Consider the following 21147-nt stretch of genomic DNA (forward strand, 5'->3'; position numbering starts at 1 on the left):
GATCGTCACGTCACGGGTCGGTCAGTGGGCGATGAACGCCGCGCCTTCCTCGTCCGTCCGGGCGGGCTTAGCAGCCACCGGCAGGGGCTCTTCCCACTCGATGGCGACCGGCACGCGCACCAGGGCCTTCTCCAGCACCTGATCCATCCGGGAGACCGGGATGATCTCCAGTCCGTTCTTCACGCTGTCGGGCACCTCGGCGATGTCCTTGGCGTTCTCCTCGGGGATCAGCACCGTCTTGATGCCGCCGCGCAGAGCAGCGAGCAGCTTCTCCTTCAGGCCACCGATCGGCAGGACCCGACCACGCAGCGTCACCTCGCCGGTCATCGCGATGTCGCGGCGGACGGCGATGCCGGTCAGCGTCGAGACGATGGCGGTGGCCATGGCGATACCGGCGGACGGGCCGTCCTTCGGGGTCGCCCCCTCCGGCACGTGGACGTGGATGTCCCGACGCTCGAACAGCGGCGGCTCGATCCCGAAATCGATCGCCCGCGAGCGCACATAGGATGCGGCCGCCGAGATCGACTCCTTCATCACGTCCTTCAGGTTGCCCGTGACGGTCATCTTGCCCTTGCCGGGCATCATGACCCCCTCGATCGTCAGCAACTCGCCACCGACCTCGGTCCAGGCCAGACCCGTGACCACGCCGACCTGATCGTCCGCATCGATCTCGCCGTAGCGGAACTTCGGCGGGCCGAGGAAGACCGGAAGAGTCTCCACATTCACCGCGACCGACTTGGTCTTGGTGATCAGAATCTCCTTCACCGCCTTGCGGATCAGGTTGGACAGCTCGCGCTCCAGGTTACGGACGCCGGCTTCCCGCGTGTAGCGTCGAACCAGCATCATCAGCCCGTCGTCGTCGATCGACCACTCGTGGGTCCCGAGGCCGTGCTTCTTCAAGGCGTTCGGGATCAGGTGCTTGCGCGCGATCTCGACCTTCTCCTCCTCGGTGTACCCGGCGATGCGGATCACCTCCATCCGGTCCATCAGCGGGCCGGGGATGTTGAGGGTGTTGGCCGTGGTCACGAACATCACGTTCGAGAGGTCGTAATCCACCTCCAGGTAGTGGTCGTTGAAGGTGGCGTTCTGCTCCGGATCCAGGACTTCGAGGAGCGCCGCGGACGGATCGCCGCGGAAATCCATGCCCATCTTGTCGATCTCGTCGAGCAGGATGAGCGGGTTCGAGGTCTTGGCCTTGCGCATCGACTGGACGATCTTGCCCGGCATCGAACCGATATAGGTCCGACGGTGGCCGCGGATCTCGGCTTCGTCACGCACGCCGCCGAGCGACATGCGCACGAACTCACGACCCGTCGCCCGGGCGATGGATTTGCCGAGCGAGGTCTTGCCGACGCCGGGGGGGCCGACGAGGCACAGGATCGGGCCGGTGAGCTTGTTCGCCCGCTGCTGGACGGCGAGGTACTCGACGATCCGCTCCTTGACCTTGTCCAGGCCGAAATGGTCGTTGTCCAGCAGGACCTGGGCGCCGAGCAGATCCTTCTTGATCTTCGAGCGCTTGCCCCACGGGATGCCGAGCATCCAGTCCAGATAGTTGCGCACCACCGTCGCCTCGGCGGACATCGGCGACATCTGCCGGAGCTTCTTCAGCTCGGCGGTGGCCTTGTCGCGGGCTTCCTTGGTGAACTTGGTCTTCTCGATCTTCTCCTCGAGCTCGGCCAGCTCGTCACGGCCGTCCTCGGAGTCGCCCAACTCCTTCTGGATCGCCTTCATCTGCTCGTTGAGGTAGTACTCGCGCTGGGTCTTCTCCATCTGCCGCTTGACGCGGGTCCGGATGCGCTTCTCCACCTGCAGCACGGAGATCTCACTCTCCATCAGCGACAGCACGCGCTCGAGGCGCTGCGCCACCGTGGGCGTCTCCAGGATGCCCTGCTTGTCAGAGATCTTGACCAGCAGGTGCGAGCCGATCGTGTCGGCGAGCTTCGAGGGCTCGTCGATCTGGGTCACGGCCGAGACGACTTCAGGCGAAATCTTCTTGTTGAGCTTGACGTAGTTCTCGAACTCCGAGAGCACCGAGCGCGCGAGCGCCTCGGCCTCGACGCGGTCGCCGAGCTCGTCGTGCAGAGCCTCGGCAGTCGCCTCGTAATACTCGTCGGAGCGGGTGAAACCGGTCACCTTGGCGCGGCCGATGCCCTCGACCAGCACCTTCACGGTGCCGTCGGGCAGCTTCAGGAGCTGCAGCACCGAGGCGAGGGTACCGATCTTGTAGATCGCGTCGGTGGCCGGATCGTCGTCGCCCGCGTTGATTTGGGTGGCGAGCAGGATGTGGCGATCGGTGCGCACGGCCTCTTCGAGGGCGCGGATCGACTTCTCGCGGCCGACGAACAGCGGCACGATCATGTGCGGAAAAACGACGATGTCGCGCAGGGGGAGAACGGCGTAGGAGCCCGTCGAGCCCGGGACGACCGGCTGGCGCGATTTCGATTGTGTCATAGGAGACTTCCTCTCAGGGACGCCCAGCTTCGGTCCCCCCGGCGATGGGGCGAACCGACTGCCAGGGGCCGACCGGGCCGCGAGGGTCGGGATGGTCGTGAACTTTGCGGCTGGCGACGCGGACCGTTCCTCGAAGGAGCGAGCGGCCACCGCGATGAGCCTGAGGTGGCTGCGGGGGGCAGCGTTTTCAAGATGTTCCCCGCAGCGCGCCCGGCCGGAGCCGGGCGCTTAACGCAACCCTACCAAGCGCTTACGCGCTTACACTGGCGGGCGCTTCCTTGTTGCGGTCGCCGTGGATGTAGAGCGGACGCGACTTGCCCTCGACCACCTCGGGACCGATCACGACCTGCTCCACGGATTCGAGACCCGGCAGGTCGTACATCGTGTCGAGCAGGATCGTCTCCAAGATCGACCGCAGGCCGCGAGCGCCGGTCTTGCGCTCGATCGCCTTGCGGGCAACGAGCGACAGCGCGTCGTCCTGGAACGTCAGGTCGACGTTCTCCATCTCGAACAGCCGCTGGTACTGCTTCACCAGGGCGTTCTTCGGCTCCTGGAGGATCTTCTTCAGCGCGGCCTCGTCGAGATCCTCGAGGGTCGCCAGGACCGGCAGGCGGCCGACGAACTCGGGGATGAGGCCGAACTTCAGCAGATCCTCGGGCTCGACCGAGCGGAAGATCTCGCCGGTGCGGCGGTCGTCCGGGGCCTGCACGCTGGCGCCGAAGCCGATCGAGGTGCCCTTGCCGCGCTGGGAGATGATCCGCTCCAGCCCCGCGAAGGCGCCGCCGCAGATGAACAGGATGTTGGTGGTGTCGACCTGCAGGAACTCCTGCTGCGGGTGCTTGCGGCCACCCTGCGGCGGCACGGAGGCGACCGTGCCCTCCATGATCTTCAGGAGCGCCTGCTGCACGCCCTCGCCCGACACGTCGCGGGTGATCGAGGGGTTGTCGGACTTACGCGAAATTTTATCGATCTCGTCGATGTAGACGATGCCGCGCTGCGCCCGCTCGACGTTGTAGTCCGAGGCCTGGAGCAGCTTGAGGATGATGTTTTCCACATCCTCGCCGACATAGCCGGCCTCGGTCAGGGTCGTGGCGTCCGCCATGGTGAACGGCACGTCGAGGATCCGGGCCAGCGTCTGCGCGAGCAGGGTCTTGCCCGAGCCGGTCGGCCCGATCAGCATGATGTTGGACTTCGCCAACTCGACGTCGTTGTGCTTCGTCGCGTGCGCGAGCCGCTTGTAGTGGTTGTGCACCGCGACCGAGAGGACCTTCTTGGCGAAGTCCTGGCCGATGACGTAATCGTCGAGGACGCGCCGGATCTCCTTCGGGGTCGGGACGCCGTCGCGGCTCTTCACCAGCGAGGATTTCGATTCCTCGCGGATGATGTCCATGCACAGCTCGACGCACTCGTCGCAGATGAACACGGTCGGGCCGGCGATCAGCTTGCGGACCTCGTGCTGGCTCTTGCCGCAGAACGAGCAATACAGCGTGCTCTTGGAGTCGTTGCCGCCAGTCTTGCTCATATCGGTCTCCGATTCGTCGCGTACGCAGCCGGCTAAGGGCGCACGCGCATCGCTTCAACGTAAGGGGGCCCGTTTAAAGAAACAGTATGCTGCGCGCCTTTGACCGATGGGCCCTGTCATCGGATGCAAACACGCTGCCGCGGCGGGATCAAGGCCACGCCGCGGCGGTCAGGCGACGCAACCGTCAGGCGGCGGCGGGCTCGGGACGCTTCTGGATGACCTCGTCGATGAGGCCGAACTCCTTGGCCGCATCCGCCGTCATGAAATTGTCGCGCTCCAGCGCGTTCTCAATGGCTGCGTAGTCACGGCCGGTATGCTTCACGTAGATCTCGTTCAGGCGCCGCTTCAGCGCCTCGATCTCGCGGGCATGGATCAGGATGTCCGTGGCCTGGCCCTGGAAGCCGCCGGAGGGCTGGTGGACCATGATCCGGGCGTTCGGCAGGGCGAAGCGGTGGCCGGGCTCACCGGCGGTGAGCAACAGCGAGCCCATCGAGGCGGCCTGGCCGACGCAAAGGGTCGTCACCGGGCAGCGGATGAACTGCATCGTGTCGTAGATCGACAGGCCCGAGGTCACGACGCCGCCGGGGGAATTGATATAGAAGGAAATTTCCTTCTTGGGGTTCTCGGCTTCGAGAAACAGAAGCTGCGCCACGATCAGCGACGCACCGTAATCCTCCACGGGACCGGTGAGGAAGATGATGCGCTCGCGCAGGAGGCGGGAGTAGATGTCGAAGGCGCGCTCGCCGCGGCTCGACTGCTCGACGACCATCGGCACGAGTGCGTTGTTGTAGACGTCGATCGGATCTCTCATCTCGTCCTGCCCAGAGTGAGGCCCGGGGCTGCCGCGAATCAGGGCAGCCCGGGCATGTCAGCGAACACCGGCGATGCTTAACCATCGCCTAACCCTATGCCCGCCGTCCTGGGACAGTGCGGGGCTCAGTCGGCCGTTGCCTCGGTCTTGGCTTCGGCCTTGTCTGCCGGCTTCTCGCCGGTCGTGTCGTCGTCATCCTCATCGGCGAAAAGCGTCTCTTTCGAGACCGGCTCTTCGACGAGTTTGACCTGACCGAGGACGTGGTCAACCACCTTCTCCTCGAACAGCGGCGCCCGAAGCTCGGCGAGCGCCTGCGGGTTCTTGCGGTAGAAGTCCCACACCTGCTGCTCCTGGCCCGGGAACTGCCGGACCCGAGCGATGAGGGCCTGGTTCACCTCCTCGTCGGAAACCTTGATATCGGCGCTCTCGCCGACCTGTGCAAGCACGAGTCCGAGCCGGACGCGACGCTCGGCGATCTTCCGGTAGTCGGCCTGGGCCTTCTCCTCGGTGGTGTCCTCGTCCTCGAAGCTCTTGCCGCGGGTCTTGAGGTCCTGCTCCACCTGCGCCCAAACGCTGGCGAATTCCTGCGCGACCAGGGTGGGCGGCAGCTCGAAGGCGTACTTGCCGTCCAGCGCGTCCAACAGGTCCTTCTTGAGCTTGCGGCGTGAGGCCGCTTCGAAGTCGCCGCCGATCGCCTTGGCGATCGCCTCGCGCAGCTTCTCAAGCGACTCCATGCCGAGCGACTTGGCGAACTCGTCGTCGATCTTGGCCTCGCCCGGGGCCTGGATCTTGGTGACGGTCACGTCGAACTCGGCGTCCTTGCCGGCGAGGTGCTCGGCGCCGTAGGCCTCCGGGAAGGTCGCCTTCACGACCCGCTTGTCGCCGACCTTGGCGCCGACGAGCTGCTCCTCGAAGCCCGGGATGAACGAGCCGGAGCCGAGCTCCAGGTCGATGCCCTCGCCCTTGCCGCCCTGGAATTCCTCGCCGTCGATGCGGCCGACGAAATCGATGGTGACGCGGTCGCCGTTCTGGGCCTCGGCACCCTCATCCCGCTCGGTGAACGGACGGCTCTGGCCGGCCATGCGCTGCAGGGCCTCGTCGACCTCGGACTCCTCGGGCTTGGCCACGAGCTTCTTGAGGCTGACGTCGGAGAGGTCGGCCAGCTCGAAGCTCGGCATCACCTCGAGGGCGACCTTGAAGGCCAGGTCGGCCTTGGCGTCGAGCGCCTTCTCGACCTCGGCCTGATCGGTCGGGAACTCGACCTGCGGCTCCAGCGCCAGCTTGAGGCCGTTGTCGGCCACGATCTTGCGGTTGGCTTCATTGACGGCGTTCTGCACCACCTCGGCCATCACCGAGCGGCCATAGACCTTGCGCAGATGCGCGACCGGGACCTTGCCGGGGCGGAAGCCCTTCAGCTGGACCTTGTCCTTCATGCCGGAGAGCTCGGTCGTCAGGCGCTCCTCGAGTTCCTGGGCGGCCAGCAGCACCTGAAACTCGCGCTTCAGACCCTGGGCGTTGATCTCGGTCACCTGCATCGTCGTCGTCGCTCTTCAAAAGACCTTGTGGTCGCCGGCCGGGCCGGCGTCGTGCGGCTTGGTCGCGCGGTCCGGGATACGACGGTGTCGGATACGGGGATGAGGCGGCCCCGAGCGGGGCCGCGCCATCTCGAAGCGTCCTGGTGCGGGCGGAGGGGCTCGAACCCCCACGTCTTGCGACACTGGAACCTAAATCCAGCGCGTCTACCAGTTCCGCCACGCCCGCGCGCGCCGACACCCGGCGCGTCGCCGGCCGCCGGAAGCGCGCCCTATAGCATGGGCCGCACCGCTCGCAGCAAAAAACTTAACCTCCCTTGCCGGCGGTGGCGCGCGCCTGGGCACGCGGCTATCTATCGAGGCCCTTCGCGAGCCGCCGTCGAGATCCCATGACCCCATCCCGCCCCGTGCCGCCGACCGATCCGCGCGTCGGCACGCCGTCGCGCCGCACACTGCTCGCCACGGCGGCCGCGTTCGGGCTGATGCCGGAGACGGGTCTGGCGCAGGGGACAACCTCCGAGAAGCCGGCGGCCACGCCGACCCCGGCGGCGCCGGACGCCACCGCCCCGGCTCCCGCCCTGCCGGCCGCCCCCGGAAAGGCTCGGCTGCGGCCCGAGCCCGCGGCGGAGACCCCGGTCTGGTGCTTCGACGGCAAGGCCCTGCCGCCCCTGGTGCGGATCAAGCTCGGCCAGCCGGTCCGGCTCAAGATCGCGAATCGCACCGACAAGGCGCTCTCGCTGCACTGGCACGGGGTGCGCAATATCAACGCGATGGACGGCGTCGGGGGCGTGACCCAGGCACCGATCCAGCCGGGCGCCGACTTCCTGTACCAGTTCACGCCTCCGGATGCCGGGACCTACCTGATCCGCCCCCTCGTGGTCGGCGGGGCGAGCGAGCCGTCCGGCCGGGGGCTGGCGGGCATGCTGATCGTCGAGGAGGCGAGCCCGCCGCTGGTCGATGCCGATGTCGGCCTGGTGATGCAGGATTGGCGGCTGGAGGACGATGCCAGCCTGATGCCGTTCGGCCAGCCGCTGTTCGCCGCCACCAACGGGCGCCTCGGCAACCTCGTGACCGTCAACGGCAAGCCGGTGCCGGGCACGTTCGAGGCGCGTCCGGGCGCCCGCGTCCGCCTACGCCTCGGCAATGCCTGCAACGCCCGCGGGACGCGGCTCCGGTTCGAGGGCGTGAAGGTCTATGTCGCGGCGGTGGACGGGCAGCCGACCGACACGTTCGAGCCCCTGCGGGCGACCCTGCCGTTCCCCCCGGGCACGCGCTACGACCTGATGGTCGACCTGCCCGAGCAGGAAGGCGCCACCTGCTCGATCATCGCGCTCGTCGGCCAGGGCCTGACCCTGGCGACCGTGACCACGAAGGGCGCCAAGATCATCGACACGCGGCCGCCGATCGGCCCGATCGGCGAGAACAAGCGCCTGCCCGCGGAGATCAAGCTCCAGAACGCTCTGCGGCGGGACGTGGTGATCACCGGCGGTGCCTTCGTGCCGAAAGCCGCCAAGGATGCGCCGAAGGACAAGCCGGCGCCCGAGCCGGTCTACACGGGGGATCCCCAAAAGATCTGGGCGGTGAACGGCACCAGCGCGAGTACGGGCCTCCAGCCGATCTTCACGGTAAAGCGCGGGCAGGTGGTGGTGCTGGCCCTGCGCAACGAGACCGCTTTCCCGCAGGCCCTGCACCTACACGGCCACTGCTTCCGCCTGCTCCACCCCCTCGACGATGGCTGGGAGCCCTACTGGCTCGACACCTTCCAGCTCCTGGAAGGCCGGACCGCCCGCATCGGCTTTCTGGCCGACAATCCGGGGCGCTGGCTGATCAGCGCTACGGTGCTGGAGCGGTTCGATACCGGCCTCTGGACGATGTTCGAGGTCACGTAAGTCCGGCTTCGACAAGATCTCTCAGGACAGCGGGCATCAGCTCCGGAATGTCCTCGGCGATCAGGCCCGGCCCGTGGCGCAGGCCGGCATCGCCGTGGAGCCAGACGCCGGCCGCCGCCGCCTCGAAGGGCGGCATGCCCTGCGCCAGCAGCCCGGCGATCAGGCCGCTGAGCACGTCGCCCGAGCCGGCGGTGCCGAGATAGGGGCTGCCGTGATCGTTGATCGCCGCGCGCCCGTCGGGGCTCGCGATCACGGTGTCGGCTCCCTTCAGGACCACGACGGCGCCGGTCAGGGCGGCAGCGGCACGGGTCCGCGCGACCTTGTCGGCGCCCTCGGCGGTAGCCTCCGTCTCTTTGAACAGCCGCGCGAACTCACCCTCATGCGGCGTGAGAACCGCATGCGCGTCGCCGTCGGCGAGGTGGGCAGCGAGCAGGGGCGCCTGGCCCGAAAAACTCGTCAGCGCATCGGCATCGAGCACGAGACTGCGGCCGGCGGCAGCCGCCACCGCGACGCGCTCGCGAGTCGGCTCGCCGGTGCCCAGGCCCGGGCCGGCGAGGACGACGTTGAGGCGCTCGTCGGTGAGCAGGTCGTCGAGATCGTCCGCCGTCTCGCAGGGGCGCAGCATAATCGCGGTGAGCTGGGCGGCATTCTCGGCTAGCGCCGCCTGGGGCGAGGCCAGGGTGACCAGCCCGGCCCCGACCCGCAGGACGCCCCGGGCGGCGAGCCGGGCGGCGCCGGTCTTGGTGGCCGGACCCGACAGGACCAGGGCGTGGCCGCGGGTGTATTTATGGCTCTCGCCGGTCAGCCGGGGAAAGGTTGTGGCCCACAGATCCGGTCCGTTGCGGAAGAGCGGCGGCGTGGCCGCGGCGAGGCCGACCTCCAGCGCCGCCTCGCCCGTCCCGATATCGGCCAGATGGCGATGACCGCACAGGCTCCGGCCGGGCTGAAGCAGGTGCCCCGGCTTGAACGCCACGAAGGTCACGGTCTCCACCGCCCGGATCGCGACGCCGCGCACGGCGCCGGTATCGCCGTCGACCCCGCTCGGGACGTCCACAGCGAGCACCGGACGGCCGGCGGCATTCACCGCCTCGACCAGGGCGCGGGCGGCGCCGTCGAGATGGCGCGACAGGCCGGCGCCGAACAGCGCATCGATCACGAGGTCGCAGGGCGGCAGAGCATCGGCGTCGGCCGGCTGCACCGGTCCGGTCCAGGCCTCGGCGGCCAAAGCGGCATCGCCCGTCAGCGCCCCGCGCTCGCCGAGCAGGTGGAGATCGACCGCGTAGCCACGCTCCGCCAGCAGCCGGGCGGCCACGAACCCGTCACCGCCATTGTTGCCGGGACCGCACAGGACCAAAACCCGCCCGCCCTCGGGCAGCCGGGCCCGGGCACGCTCGGCGACCGCGGCCCCGGCGGCCTCCATCAAGCGGATACCCGGTATCCCCCCGTCGATGGCCGCCGCATCGACCCGGCGCATCGCCGCGACCGTCAGCACTCGCATGCTCGTCTCCACGTCTGCCCGTGCACCGAACAACACTGATTAAAAAAGCGCCACAAATTCATCGAAAGCCCGAAGGATGTGCGTAGCCTGCGCTCCGAATGAGCACTAACGTGGCGCTCGCTGCGAAAACGGCGTGGCGGAGTCTTATCGACGATGTTAGAAATATCCGGCAGCGTAGCGCAGGCCCGAGCGGCATGAAGAAGATCGAAGCGATCATCAAGCCTTTCAAGCTCGACGAGGTGAAGGAGGCGCTCCAGGAGGTCGGCCTCCAGGGCATCACCGTCATCGAGGCGAAGGGTTTCGGCCGTCAGAAGGGCCATACCGAGCTGTATCGCGGCGCCGAATACGTGGTCGACTTCCTCCCCAAGGTGAAGCTCGAGATCGTGCTGTCGGACGCGCTGGTCGAGGGCGCCGTCGAGGCGATCCGCAAGTCGGCCCAGACCGGCCGCATCGGCGACGGCAAGATTTTTGTCTCGACCATCGAGGAAGCGATCCGCATCCGCACCGGCGAGACCGGCACGGACGCGATCTGAGCTTTTTGAGGCTCGGACATCTCCGGGCCTCTCCGCGGCTTCACCGTCATGGCGCGCGCAGCGAAGCACCCGATCTCGGACCGTGGCGATCCCTCGGGTCTCGTTGCGGCTCCCGCGATATCGGCGTGACGCGAACGGACTTCAGAGCCACCGTCATGTAGATGGCATTCGCGCGTTCAAGCAGGCTTTGAACGAGGATCCGCGAATCTTTGCGTCTGTGGATCGCGGGATTTCATCCCGAGAATGACCAGCATTCTCGCGCCGAAAGTCGGCGCTTTTCCCGATCTGCCTAAGAATTCACGCTGCACGAATGTCCGGCATCTGCGTGTCGGGCCATGGAGTGCTGGGCCGGCAACACCACATCCTCGGGAACGGACGGTCGGAATGGCCGCTTTGATCCACTCAGGAGGACCCTATGATGGCCGGTACCGACGGGCGTGAGACCGCCAAGATCTACGAATTGTCGGCGTTTCGGCGCGCCCGACTGACGCCGCGGGCGATCGAGACGATCAAGACGGCGCCCGTGCCCAGCATCGGCGGCGGCGCCTGGTACCACGAGGCCGCGATCCGCGACGACGAGCGCCCGCGCCGGACCTGAAACGCGAAGAAGCCGGGCACGCGAGCCCGGCTCCGGTCGATCGATGGCGGGAGCTTGCGGCTCCCGACCCGCATTACGCGGCGACAGCGGCCTCGGTCGGCACCGAAGAGATCGTCTTCAGCACCTGCGAGGCGATCTGGTAGGGGTCGCCCTGCGAGTTCGGACGGCGATCCTCGAGATAGCCTTTGTAACCGTTATTGGCGAACGAGTGGGGCACCCGGATCGAAGCGCCGCGATCGGCGATGCCGTACGAGAATTCGTGGATCGAGGCCGTCTCGTGCTTGCCGGTCAGCCGCATGTGGTTGTCCGGACCGTAGACGGCGATGTGATCCTCGCGGTTGTTCTTGAACGCTTCCATGAGCGCTTCGAAATAGGCTTTGCCGCCGTGCTCCCGCAGGAACGCGGTCGAGAAGTTGCAGTGCATGCCCGAGCCGTTCCAGTCGGTGTCGCCGAGCGGCTTGCAGTGGTACTCGACGTCGATGCCGTAGGATTCGCACAGGCGCTGCAGCAGGTAGCGGGCCATCCACATCTCGTCGGCGGCCTTCTTGGAGCCCTTGCCGAAGATCTGGAATTCCCACTGGCCCTTGGCCACCTCGGCGTTGATTCCCTCGTGGTTGATGCCGGCGTCGAGGCAGAGGTCGAGATGCTCCTCGACGATCTTGCGGGCGACGTCGCCGACATTCGAGTAGCCGACGCCGGTGTAGTACGGGCCCTGCGGAGCCGGGAAACCGCTGGCCGGGAAGCCGAGCGGGCGGCCGTCCTTGTACAGGAAGTACTCCTGCTCGAAGCCGAACCAGGCGCCGGCATCGTCCAGGATGGTGGCGCGCTTGTTGGACTCGTGCGGGGTCTTGCCGTCCGGCATCATCACTTCGCACAGGACCAGGACGCCGTTCTTGCGGGCCGGATCGGGGAAGTGGCGCACGGGCTTGAGCATGCAGTCGGAGCTGCCGCCCTCGGCCTGCTTCGTGGACGAGCCGTCGAAGCCCCACATCGGCAGTTGGTCGAGGGTCGGGAAGCTGTCGAATTCCTTGATCTGCGTCTTACCGCGCAGATTCGGGACCGGCGTATACCCGTCGAGCCATATATACTCGAGCTTATATTTCGTCATTCCGGTTCTCTCGTCCGTTGTCGATGCGCGACCTGGTCAACCCCCGGGCGACGCGAACGGCTTGCCGCCGTTTCGACGGCCGCTGCCGCCTTTGCATGGAGCATGCCAGAACTGTCTTCGCCCGCCGGGCGCTGGGGGAGATTCCCGTTCTCCGGCGTTCACGGATATGAGAGCGGCCGCCATTGTGGGCCAAACGTCCCGCGCCGCGCGCGATTCCACCCTTCCGCGGGTGGCAAGGCGGCCTCGCGGCGGATATCAAGCGGCGCGGCCGGTGCGGCCCGACCCTAAGGTGCCCGCCCCGCGCGAGAATCCCCGACGAACTTCCTGGAGGATGCCCACGATGACGACTGCGGCCGACGTTCTGAAGAATATCCGGGACAACGACGTACGCTACGTGGACTTCCGGTTCACCGACCCGCGCGGCAAGTGGCAGCACGTGACGTTCGACGTGTCGCTCATCGACGACGAGATCTTCGCCGAGGGCACGATGTTCGACGGCTCCTCGATCGCCGGCTGGAAGGCGATCAACGAGTCCGACATGCTGCTGATGCCGGATCCGTCCACAGCCTGCCTCGACCCGTTCTTCTCCGCCTCGACCCTGTCGATCGTCTGCGACGTGCTCGAGCCCGCCACCGGCGAGCCCTATTCCCGCGATCCCCGCGGCACCGCCAAGCGCGCCGAGGCCTACCTGCAGCAGACCGGGATCGGCGACACGATCTATGTCGGCCCCGAAGCCGAGTTCTTCGTGTTCGACGACGTGAAGTTCGCCGCCGACCCGTACCGCACCGGCTTCGAGCTCGATTCGACCGAACTGCCGACCAACGGCTTCACCGATTACGAGGGCGGCAACCTCGGCCACCGGGTCCAGACCAAGGGCGGCTACTTCCCGGTCCCGCCGCAGGATTCGGCCCAGGACATGCGCGGCGAGATGCTGGCCGCGATGCAGTCCATGGGCGTGAAGGTCGAGAAGCACCACCACGAGGTGGCCTCGGCCCAGCACGAGCTCGGCATGAAGTTCGACGTGCTGACCAAGCTCGCCGACCACATGCAGATCTACAAGTACTGCATCCACAACGTCGCGCAGAGCTACGGCAAGTCGGCGACGTTCATGCCCAAGCCCGTCTTCGGCGATAACGGCTCAGGGATGCACGTCCACCAGTCGATCTGGAAGGACGGCAAGCCGGTCTTCGCCGGCGACAAATATGCCGGCCTCAGCCAGGAATGCCTCTGGTACATCGGCGGCATCATCCGGCACGCCAAGGCGCTCAACGCCTTCACCAACCCGTCGACCAATTCCTACAAGCGGCTGGTTCCGGGCTACGAGGCGCCGGTGCTGCTCGCCTACTCGGCGCGCAACCGCTCGGCCTCCTGCCGGATCCCGTGGACCAAGAGCCCGAACGCCAAGCGCGTCGAGGTCCGCTTCCCCGACCCGATGGCCAACCCGTACCTGGCCTTCTCGGCTCTGCTGATGGCCGGCCTCGACGGCATCCGCAACAAGATCGATCCGGGCCCGGCCATGGACAAGGATCTCTACGAGCTGCCGCCGCGGGAGCTGAAGAAGATCCCGACCGTGTGCGGGTCGCTCCGCGAGGCGCTGACCAACCTCGACAAGGACCGCACCTTCCTCAAGGAGGGCGGCGTGTTCACGGACGACCAGATCGACTCGTTCATCGAGCTGAAGATGACCGAGGTGCTGCGCTACGAGATGACCCCGCACCCGATCGAGTTCGTGCAGTACTACTCGCTGTGATGTGAGAGGGGGCCGGGCGTGGAGCCCGGCCCCGGCTCCGTGAAAAGCCCATGCTCACCCTCGACCACTTCGTCGTCGTCGCGCCGGATCTCGCGGAGGGCGTGGCCCATGTCCGCGACTGCCTCGGCCTCGACATGCCGGAGGGCGGGCGCCATCCGGAGATGGGCACCCGCAACCATCTGCTCCGCCTCGGCGCATCGACGTTCCTCGAAGTGATCGCCGTCGATCCCGAGGCAGCGCAGCCGGCGCGCGCCCGCTGGTTCGGCCTCGGCGACGCCGCGCGGGTGCGGAAGGATTGGGAGGCCGGCCGGCGGCTGCGCGGCTTCGTCGCCCGCACCGACGATCTCGACACCCTGCTCGCGGCCCATCCCGACCTGCTCGGCACGGCGGCGACGATGACCCGGGGCACGCTGTCGTGGCGCTTCGGTCTCCGCCCGGACGGGACTTGGCCGGCGGACGGCGCCGCGCCCTGCGCAATGGATTGGGGTGACCGCCCGCACCCGGCCGGGGCGATGCCGGATCTCGGGGCACGGCTCGAAGAGTTTCGGCTGACCCATCCGGAGCCGGAGGCTGTGGCCGCGCTCTACGCTGGCCTCGACCTGACCGACCCGCCACGGATCGAGCCCGGCCCGGCGCTGCGCTACACTGCCAGATTCGCGACGCCCTCCGGCCCGCGCGTGCTGACCTGAGGACCGGCCCTCCGTGCCGGCCTGATCGGGTGGGTGACCGGCGCGGAGGGCCTGGCCGGGACTCGCGAGCTCCGGCGCGGGCAACCTAGCAGGGGTCCATCACGCTGCGGTTGCCGATACGTCCCCAGCGCACAGGAATCGCGCGGCGTCCCGCGCTATCGCTCACGTATGCGCGAAGATGTCGGTCTCCGGCCAGCCGTCGAGGTCGAGGCGAGCGCGGGTGGGCAGGAAGGCGAAGCAGGCGGCGGCGAGATCGGTGCGGCCCTCCCGGGCCAGCATGGCGTCGAGCCGCTCCCGGGCGGCGTGGAGGTAGAGCACGTCGGAGGCCGCGTAATCCTGCTGCGCCTGCGTCAGGGTCTCGGCGCCCCAGTCGGAGGATTGCTGCTGCTTCGACAAGTCGACGCCCACGAGCTCGCGGACAACGTCCTTCAGCCCGTGCCGGTCGGTGTAGGTGCGGGCGAGTTTTGAGGCGATCTTGGTGCAATAGACCGGCCCCGGCATCACCCCGAACGCCCTTAACAGCACCGCCACATCGAACCGGGCGAAGTGGAAGATCTTGAGCACGTCGGGATCCGCCAGGACGCGCTTGAGCACGACCGGCTCCGGGCCGTCCTGGGGAATCTGGACCACGTCGGCCGTGCCGTCGCCGGTGGAGATCTGCACCACGCAGAGCCGGTCCCGATGCGGGTTGAGGCCGAGCGTCTCGGTGTCGATGGCCACAGCCCGGCCCGCATCGTAATCGGCGGGCAGGTCGCCACGGTGGAGGCGTACAATCGGGCTCGGCATTTTTTTGGACCTTTAGGGTGTTGCGCCGGTACCATCGGCGCCGAGTGGCGGCAAGCGAACGACGGAGAAGCGAATGATGACGGCAGCCGAGGTGATCGCGACCCTGGGGCTGAAGCCTCATCCGGAGGGCGGCCATTACCGCGAGACGTTCCGCGACCCACGCACCGTGGACGGCCGCTCGGTCGGCACCGCGATCTATTTTTTGCTCGACATCGGCGAGGCCTCGGCCTGGCACCGGGTCGACGCCACCGAGATCTGGCACTGGCACGCCGGCGCGCCGCTGGTAATCACCACCAGCCCGAACGGCCACGACGCCACCGCCCAACACCTTGGACCGGACCTCGCCGCCGGCCAGCGTCCGCAATGTGTGGTGCCGGCCGGCCATTGGCAGACGGCGACCAGCCTCGGCGCCTGGACGCTGGTCGGCTGCACGGTCTCGCCAGGCTTCGACTTCTCGGGCTTCGAGATGGCACCGCCCGACTGGCGGCCGACGCCGCGGAGCTAAATCCCCGTCGGCGCCGCGCGAGAGGCCCGCACCGCGGTTAGCGCGCCGGCCACGATCAGCAGGCAGGCGAGCGCGAGCGCCGGACCGGGGCTGGCATAGCCGGTCGCCACCAGGATCAGGGTCGAGAGAACCGGCGCCGCATAGGCGGTGACGCCGAGCAGGCGGACATCGCCGCGCTTGCAGCCGATATCCCAGAGATAGAAGGCGCCCCCGACCGGCCCGATCCCGAGGAACAGCACCGCGCCCCATTGCATGGCATCGGCGGGCCAGATCGTCGTCTCAAAGGCCAAGTGACAGGCCAGGCTCAGCACCGCCGTGACCAGGCAGAATCCCGCGACCGCGTCGGTCGGCACCTGGCCGACCCGGGCCGACAGCACCGAATAGCCGGCCCACACGAAGGCCGCCGCCAGGGAGGCCGCGTAGCCGGGGAGCGCGCCCGCGGTGAAACCGAGCTCGCCCCGGCCGACGAACAGGGCGGCGACGCCGGCGAGCCCCAGAGCCGCCCCGGCGAGATGCCCGGCGCGCAACCCGCCCGAGCCCGGCAGCCGGGCGGAGAACAGGACGATCAGCAGCGGCCAGAGATAGCTGATCAGCCCGGCCTCGGCCGGCGGTGCCAGGCGCAGGGCGCTGAAATACAGGGCGTGGTAGCCGAACAGCCCGCCGACCCCGAGCAGCCAGACCGGCCAGGGCTGGAGCAGCGCCCGCGCCCGGGCCGGCCGGGCGATCCAGGTGGCGCAGCCGCACAGGCCGCCGACCCCGAACGTCATGGCGGCGAGCTGGAACGGCGGCACCGTCCCGGAGGCCGCGGTGAACAGGGCGAGCAGCGACCACAGCAGGATCGCCCCGAACCCCGCCAGGGTAGCTGCCGAGCGTGTGGTGGCCCGGCTGGAAGATGTGGCTGTCGCGCTCATGGATCGCCGCTATCACGCGGGCGGTTGAGTCGGCGAGAGGGGGTCACGACCCTGTCATCGTCGCGCTCTACGGGCAGATCGAAGTGGGAGTTCTGGCGATGCGCGCGATCCTGGCCGTCCTCGGGCTGCTGCTGGCGGGAGGGTCGGCGCTGGCCGGCGAGGGCGTGCAGCTCGGGCCGCGGCCGTTCTACCTGGTCGACCAGCTGAAGCCAGGGCCGCTGAAGGAGCATCTGGCCGCCTGCGGAGTCGACCGCCCCTACACGCCGAGAACCTTCTCGATCTCGCACCGGGGCGCACCGCTGATGTTCCCGGAGCATACCCGCGAGGGGCTGCTCGCTGCCTATCGGATGGGCGCCGGGATCATCGAGTGCGATGTCGCCTTCACCAAGGATCGCCAGCTGGTCTGCCGGCACAGCCAATGCGACCTGCACACCACCACCGACATCCTGGCCCGGCCGAACCTCGCGGCGAAGTGCACCAAGGGGTTCGAGCCGGCCGATCCGGCCACCGGCCGCAAGGCCTCGGCCACGTGCTGCACCAGCGACCTGACCTTGGACGAGTTCAAGTCGCTCAACGGCAAGATGGATGCGGCCGACCCGGATGCCACCAATGTCGCCGCCTACATGAACGCCACGCCGCGCTGGCGGACCGACCTCTACGCCACCACCGGCACGCTGCTATCCCACAAGGAATACATCGCCCTGGTGAAGGCGATGGGGCGCAAGTTCACCCCCGAGCTGAAGGCGCCCCAGGTCCCGATGCCGTTCGAGGGCAGCTACACCCAGGACCAATACGCCCAGCAGCTGATCGACGAGTACAAACAGGCCGGGATCCCGGCTTCCGACGTCTATCCGCAGAGCTTCCAGCTCCGGGATATCCTGTACTGGCTGGAGAAGGACCCGGATTTCGGCCGCCAGGCGATCTTCCTCGACGACCGCGACGAGACCACCAAGGGCTTCGATCCGGAGAAGCCCGAGACCTGGAAGCCCGGCATGGCCGAGCTCGCCGCCAAGGGCGTGAAGATCCTGGCGCCGCCCCTGTGGATGCTGGTCCGCCCCGGTCCTGACGGCGCCATCGAGCCCTCGACCTACGCCCGGGAGGCGAAGAAAGCCGGGCTCGGCCTGATCGCCTGGTCGCTGGAGCGCTCGGGTCCGCTGAAGGAGGGCGGCGGCTATTATTACCAGTCGATCAAGCCGGTGGTGACCGGCGACGGCGACATCCTCCGGCTGCTCGACGTGCTGCACGGGCAGGTCGGCGTGCTCGGCGTATTCTCCGACTGGCCGGCGACCACGACCTTCTACGCCAATTGCGTCGGCGCGCCGTAGCTCAGTCGGCCCAGAGGGCGACGAGCGAGAACAGGCCGGCCATCAAGAAATTGACCAGGAGGATGCAGGCGAGGATCAGGGCGAGCGTCATGGCGGCCTCGGGGGCATAGAAACTGCGACGGGTGCGGGGGGTGGTTCCGGCCAGACTTCGAAGAAAGGCGCGGCGTCTTTCGGGTTGCCTTCGCGCAGACTTCGAAGCGGCGGCTCAGTGCGGCGACAGCAGCCGCATCATTTCGAACAGATCGTCGACCTTCAGCGGCGCCCAACCGAGCCAGCGCCGGACCAGCGCGTAGCTCGCGCACAACAGGGTCGCGCAGCCGAGAACGGCCAGGCAGAACAACCCGAAGTTGCCGGTCGCGAATCCGGTCGCGGCGCCGACCAGGGCGGTTGTGACGAAGATGAGCCGGCTCGGATTCTGCGGGCCGCGGGTGATGACATCGGACATCAGGGGTCCCTCGCGATGAGGATTAGCGGGCGCGGCAGTTCGGGCCGAACCAAGTCATGGTCCGGCGGTCCAGGCCGCCATCCGAGGCGGCGCCGCAGACGGGAAAGCGCGGGTCGCCGCTGCGCTGCAGGCTCATCTGCTTGAACAGATCCTGCTGGGCCTCGCGGCGGCGGGTCTGCTCGGCGAAGTGGGACTGCCAGTACAGATCCCGGTTGGCCTGGGTGAGCGCGCGCTGCTGATGGAGGTCCATCATGCATTGCGCGAAGGCATCGGTGCCGGGCTCGAAGCCGAATTCGTAGCACTGGCCGTTATCCATCGCGTGCCGCTCCTGCGGGGTGACGCAGGCGGCAAGCCCCAGCGTGCAGGCCGCGGCGAGACCGAGCTTGGCGAGCATCGAGACGCCACGCGCCTTGACGGTCCGGTCCGTAGCAAGAGTTTCACCGGTCCGGCGCGTGGTGAATGCGGTGTTCATCGTGTTGGGGCCTTCGTTTTGCCGGCGCGAACAACCACGTCCGGCTGAAACGAGAGCTATCTCGGTCCGCTCAAATTGTTCGTGTGTCGGAGCACGTGTGCGATTTCGCGCGCCCGCACCCGCAATGCACAGATCCACATGCGGACTCGATGAATCCGCGGCGTAGAAAAGGATTCGTCAGGATTGCCCGGCTTGCGAAGTCTTCGCCGATCGAGACCCTTGCCGAGCCGGGTGGCGTGCAGAGGTTTTGCGAACGTCGAGGAGCGGTCTGGGATCGCGCGCTGCCCTGGGTTGCTTCGCTGCGCTCGCAATGACGGCGTGGGTCACGACGGCCTCAGACAAAATATTAAGCCCGGTCATTCCCATCCTCGCCCTCTTCCTGAGGTGGCGTAGCGGAGCGGAGCCCTCGAAGGAGCTCTCCAGCCAGCCGCGCGATCCCTGGAGGGCTCCTTCGAGGCTGCTGGGCAGCACCTCAGGATGAGGGGAGAGATCAGAAACTCCGTCGATCAGAACCGTCCTTCGACGGCGATCGCGCCGTCAAACAGCCTCTGAGACCCGTCTAACAGGCCCCCCGATCGAAGCGGCGTCCGGCGCCGGTCACAAAAAACGCCGCACGGCCCGGCGGGGCGGCGCGGCGTCGGAGTGGAGCCGGGCGCTGATCACACCCGAAAAAAAATCAGACGAAGTGCTGGCCGCCGTTCACGGTGAGCGTCGAGCCGTTGATGAAGCCGGCCTCGTCGCTCGCCAGGTACTCCACCGCGTGGGCGATCTCTTCCGACTTGCCGAGGCGGCCGGTGGGGATCGTCGCGATGATCTTGTTGCGGATGTCCTCGGCCACCGCCATCACCATGTCGGTCGCGATGTAGCCCGGCGCGATCACGTTGACCGTGATGCCCTTGGAGGCGCTCTCCTGGGCGAGCGCCTTGGCGAAGCCGATCACGCCGGCCTTGGCGGCCGAGTAGTTGGTCTGGCCGGCCTGACCCTTCTGGCCATTGATCGACGAGATGATGATGATCCGGCCGAAGCCGCGGTTGCGCATGCCCTCGATCACCGGCCGGGTGCAGGTGAACACCGAGTCCAGGTTGGTCTTGATGACCGCCTGCCACTTGGCGAAGTCCATCTTGTGGAAGGCGCCGTCGCGGGTGATGCCGGCATTGTTGACCAGCACCTCGACCGGGCCGAGTTCGGCCTCGACCGCCGCGATGCCGGCCTGGCAGCTCTCGTAATCACCCACGTCGAACTTGAAGACCGGGATCCCGGTCTCGGCCTTGAAGGCCTGGGCCGCTTCGTCGTTGCCGGCGTAATTGGCCGCAACCCGGTAACCCTTGGCCTGCAAGCCCTTCGAGATCGCGGCGCCGATGCCGCGCGTGCCGCCCGTGACGAGTGCGACGCGTCCTTGAGCCATTGTTGTTTCCTCCTGTTTCGCATCACCTGATGCCGCGTGCGGATGGCGTCCGCACGCGATTTTTTCTGAGTTCAGTCTCAAGTCTATATTGGTGGAGAACCTGGCGTTACAAAACGATCACGGCCGCTCAAGGCACATCGCGACGCCCATGCCGCCGCCGATGCACAGGGTGGCGAGGCCCTTCTTGGCGTCGCGCCGCTTCATCTCGTGCAGCAGGGTGACGAGCACCCGGGCGCCCGAGGCACCGATCGGGTGACCGATGGCGATGGCGCCGCCGTTGACGTTCACCTTCGCATCGTCCCAGCCCATGTCCTTGTTCACCGCCAGCGCCTGCGCCGCGAAGGCCTCGTTGGCCTCGATCAGGTCCAGGTCGGAGGGCTTCCAGCCGGCCTTCTCCAGGGCCTTGCGGGAGGCCGGGATCGGGCCGGTGCCCATCACCTTCGGATCGACGCCGGCGGTCGCCCAGGACTTGATCTTGGCGAGCGGGGTCAGCCCGCGCCGCTCGGCCTCGGAGGCCGACATCAGCACCAAAGCCGCGGCGCCGTCGTTCAGGCCGGACGCGTTGGCGGCCGTCACCGTGCCCTCCTTGGAGAAGGCCGGCTTCAGCTTGGCCATCGCCTCGATGGTGGCGCCGTCGCGGATGTACTCGTCGGTGTCAACGACGGTGTCGCCCTTCTTGCCGGGGATCGTCACGGGGACGATCTCGTCCTTGAACCGGCCCTCGTTGCGGGCGGCCTCGGCCTTGTTCTGCGAGCGCGTGGCGAACTGGTCCTGCTGCTCGCGGGTGAGCTGGAAGGCCTGGGCGACGTTCTCGGCGGTCTGGCCCATGTGGTAGCCGTTGAAGGCGTCCCAGAGCCCGTCCTTGATCATCGTGTCGACGAGCTTGATGTCGCCCATCTTCTGGCCGCCGCGCAGGT

19 protein-coding genes and 1 tRNA gene are annotated in these 21147 nt (G+C 67.7%); 7 read left to right on the plus strand and 13 right to left on the minus strand.

Features of this window, described 5'->3' with window-relative positions:
- Positions 1-21: 21 nt before the first annotated feature.
- From lon to MKK67_RS12125, 5 genes are all read right to left on the minus strand, one after another.
- Positions 22-2451 carry an endopeptidase La gene (gene lon, locus MKK67_RS12105; protein ID WP_243964993.1) on the minus strand — a complete coding sequence of 810 codons (2430 nt, stop codon included), beginning with the start codon at positions 2449-2451 and terminating at the stop codon, positions 22-24.
- A gap of 250 nt (positions 2452-2701) precedes the next feature.
- A complete protein-coding gene (gene clpX, locus MKK67_RS12110) occupies positions 2702-3973 on the minus strand; it encodes an ATP-dependent Clp protease ATP-binding subunit ClpX (RefSeq protein WP_007567156.1) in 1272 nt (423 codons plus the stop codon).
- A gap of 184 nt (positions 3974-4157) precedes the next feature.
- A complete protein-coding gene (locus MKK67_RS12115) occupies positions 4158-4784 on the minus strand; it encodes an ATP-dependent Clp protease proteolytic subunit (protein WP_007567155.1) in 627 nt (208 codons plus the stop codon).
- A 125-nt stretch (positions 4785-4909) separates the two neighbouring features.
- Positions 4910-6319: a trigger factor gene (gene tig, locus MKK67_RS12120; RefSeq protein WP_243964995.1), complete on the minus strand. Its 1410-nt coding sequence runs from the start codon at positions 6317-6319 to the stop codon at positions 4910-4912.
- 141 nt (positions 6320-6460) lie between these two features.
- Positions 6461-6545 (minus strand) — tRNA-Leu (locus MKK67_RS12125).
- 160 nt (positions 6546-6705) lie between these two features.
- On the opposite strand from MKK67_RS12125, the gene MKK67_RS12130 reads away from it, so the two are divergent.
- Complete coding sequence (locus MKK67_RS12130) at positions 6706-8205, plus strand: multicopper oxidase family protein (RefSeq protein WP_243964996.1); 1500 nt, start codon at positions 6706-6708, stop codon at positions 8203-8205.
- Here MKK67_RS12130 and MKK67_RS12135 read toward each other — a convergent pair.
- Positions 8198-9703 carry an NAD(P)H-hydrate dehydratase gene (locus MKK67_RS12135; RefSeq protein WP_243965000.1) on the minus strand — a complete coding sequence of 502 codons (1506 nt, stop codon included), beginning with the start codon at positions 9701-9703 and terminating at the stop codon, positions 8198-8200. The two genes, MKK67_RS12130 and MKK67_RS12135, sit on opposite strands and share 8 nt — an antisense overlap.
- A 194-nt stretch (positions 9704-9897) precedes the next feature.
- Here MKK67_RS12135 and MKK67_RS12140 point away from each other — a divergent pair, with 194 nt between their 5' ends.
- Both MKK67_RS12140 and MKK67_RS12145 read left to right on the plus strand, forming a co-directional pair.
- The gene (locus tag MKK67_RS12140; protein WP_003600526.1) at positions 9898-10236 is read left to right on the plus strand and encodes a P-II family nitrogen regulator; all 339 of its coding nucleotides are present in this window, start codon (positions 9898-9900) and stop codon (positions 10234-10236) included.
- Positions 10237-10651: 415 nt separating this feature from the next.
- The gene (locus MKK67_RS12145; RefSeq protein ID WP_243965002.1) at positions 10652-10834 is read left to right on the plus strand and encodes a DUF2735 domain-containing protein; all 183 of its coding nucleotides are present in this window, start codon (positions 10652-10654) and stop codon (positions 10832-10834) included.
- Positions 10835-10907: 73 nt separating this feature from the next.
- Here the strand turns inward: MKK67_RS12145 and MKK67_RS12150 are convergent, their stop codons facing one another.
- The gene (locus tag MKK67_RS12150) at positions 10908-11942 is read right to left on the minus strand and encodes a glutamine synthetase beta-grasp domain-containing protein (RefSeq protein ID WP_243965003.1); all 1035 of its coding nucleotides are present in this window, start codon (positions 11940-11942) and stop codon (positions 10908-10910) included.
- Between the two features lie 340 nt (positions 11943-12282).
- Here MKK67_RS12150 and glnA point away from each other — a divergent pair, with 340 nt between their 5' ends.
- A complete protein-coding gene (gene glnA / locus MKK67_RS12155) occupies positions 12283-13692 on the plus strand; it encodes a type I glutamate--ammonia ligase (RefSeq protein ID WP_243965005.1) in 1410 nt (469 codons plus the stop codon).
- A 50-nt stretch (positions 13693-13742) separates the two neighbouring features.
- Positions 13743-14381 carry a VOC family protein gene (locus tag MKK67_RS12160; RefSeq protein ID WP_243965006.1) on the plus strand — a complete coding sequence of 213 codons (639 nt, stop codon included), beginning with the start codon at positions 13743-13745 and terminating at the stop codon, positions 14379-14381.
- Between the two features lie 162 nt (positions 14382-14543).
- Here MKK67_RS12160 and MKK67_RS12165 read toward each other — a convergent pair whose 3' ends face one another.
- Positions 14544-15167 carry a ribonuclease D gene (locus MKK67_RS12165; protein WP_243965007.1) on the minus strand — a complete coding sequence of 208 codons (624 nt, stop codon included), beginning with the start codon at positions 15165-15167 and terminating at the stop codon, positions 14544-14546.
- A gap of 76 nt (positions 15168-15243) precedes the next feature.
- Here MKK67_RS12165 and MKK67_RS12170 point away from each other — a divergent pair, with 76 nt between their 5' ends.
- Entirely contained in the window at positions 15244-15672 is a 429-nt protein-coding gene (locus tag MKK67_RS12170) for a cupin domain-containing protein (RefSeq protein ID WP_243965024.1), read from the plus strand.
- Here MKK67_RS12170 and MKK67_RS12175 read toward each other — a convergent pair.
- Complete coding sequence (locus tag MKK67_RS12175; protein ID WP_243965010.1) at positions 15669-16583, minus strand: DMT family transporter; 915 nt, start codon at positions 16581-16583, stop codon at positions 15669-15671. The genes MKK67_RS12170 and MKK67_RS12175 overlap by 4 nt on opposite strands.
- Positions 16584-16681: 98 nt before the next feature.
- On the opposite strand from MKK67_RS12175, the gene MKK67_RS12180 reads away from it, so the two are divergent.
- On the plus strand, positions 16682-17908 hold the full coding sequence (locus MKK67_RS12180; protein ID WP_243965012.1) for a glycerophosphodiester phosphodiesterase family protein: 1227 nt from the start codon (positions 16682-16684) through the stop codon (positions 17906-17908).
- 205 nt (positions 17909-18113) lie between these two features.
- Here MKK67_RS12180 and MKK67_RS12185 read toward each other — a convergent pair whose 3' ends face one another.
- The 4 genes from MKK67_RS12185 to MKK67_RS12200 all read right to left on the minus strand — a co-directional run.
- Positions 18114-18353 carry a hypothetical protein gene (locus MKK67_RS12185; RefSeq protein WP_243965014.1) on the minus strand — a complete coding sequence of 80 codons (240 nt, stop codon included), beginning with the start codon at positions 18351-18353 and terminating at the stop codon, positions 18114-18116.
- A gap of 22 nt (positions 18354-18375) precedes the next feature.
- Entirely contained in the window at positions 18376-18825 is a 450-nt protein-coding gene (locus MKK67_RS12190; RefSeq protein ID WP_243965016.1) for a hypothetical protein, read from the minus strand.
- 676 nt (positions 18826-19501) lie between these two features.
- Entirely contained in the window at positions 19502-20230 is a 729-nt protein-coding gene (gene phbB / locus MKK67_RS12195) for an acetoacetyl-CoA reductase (RefSeq protein ID WP_243965019.1), read from the minus strand.
- 117 nt (positions 20231-20347) lie between these two features.
- A partial coding sequence (locus tag MKK67_RS12200; protein WP_243965022.1) for an acetyl-CoA C-acyltransferase occupies positions 20348-21147 on the minus strand: 800 nt, incomplete at its 5' end.

Origin of the sequence: Methylobacterium sp. J-072 (genome assembly GCF_022829425.1) — a bacterium.
Classification (GTDB): Bacteria; Pseudomonadota; Alphaproteobacteria; order Rhizobiales; family Beijerinckiaceae; genus Methylobacterium.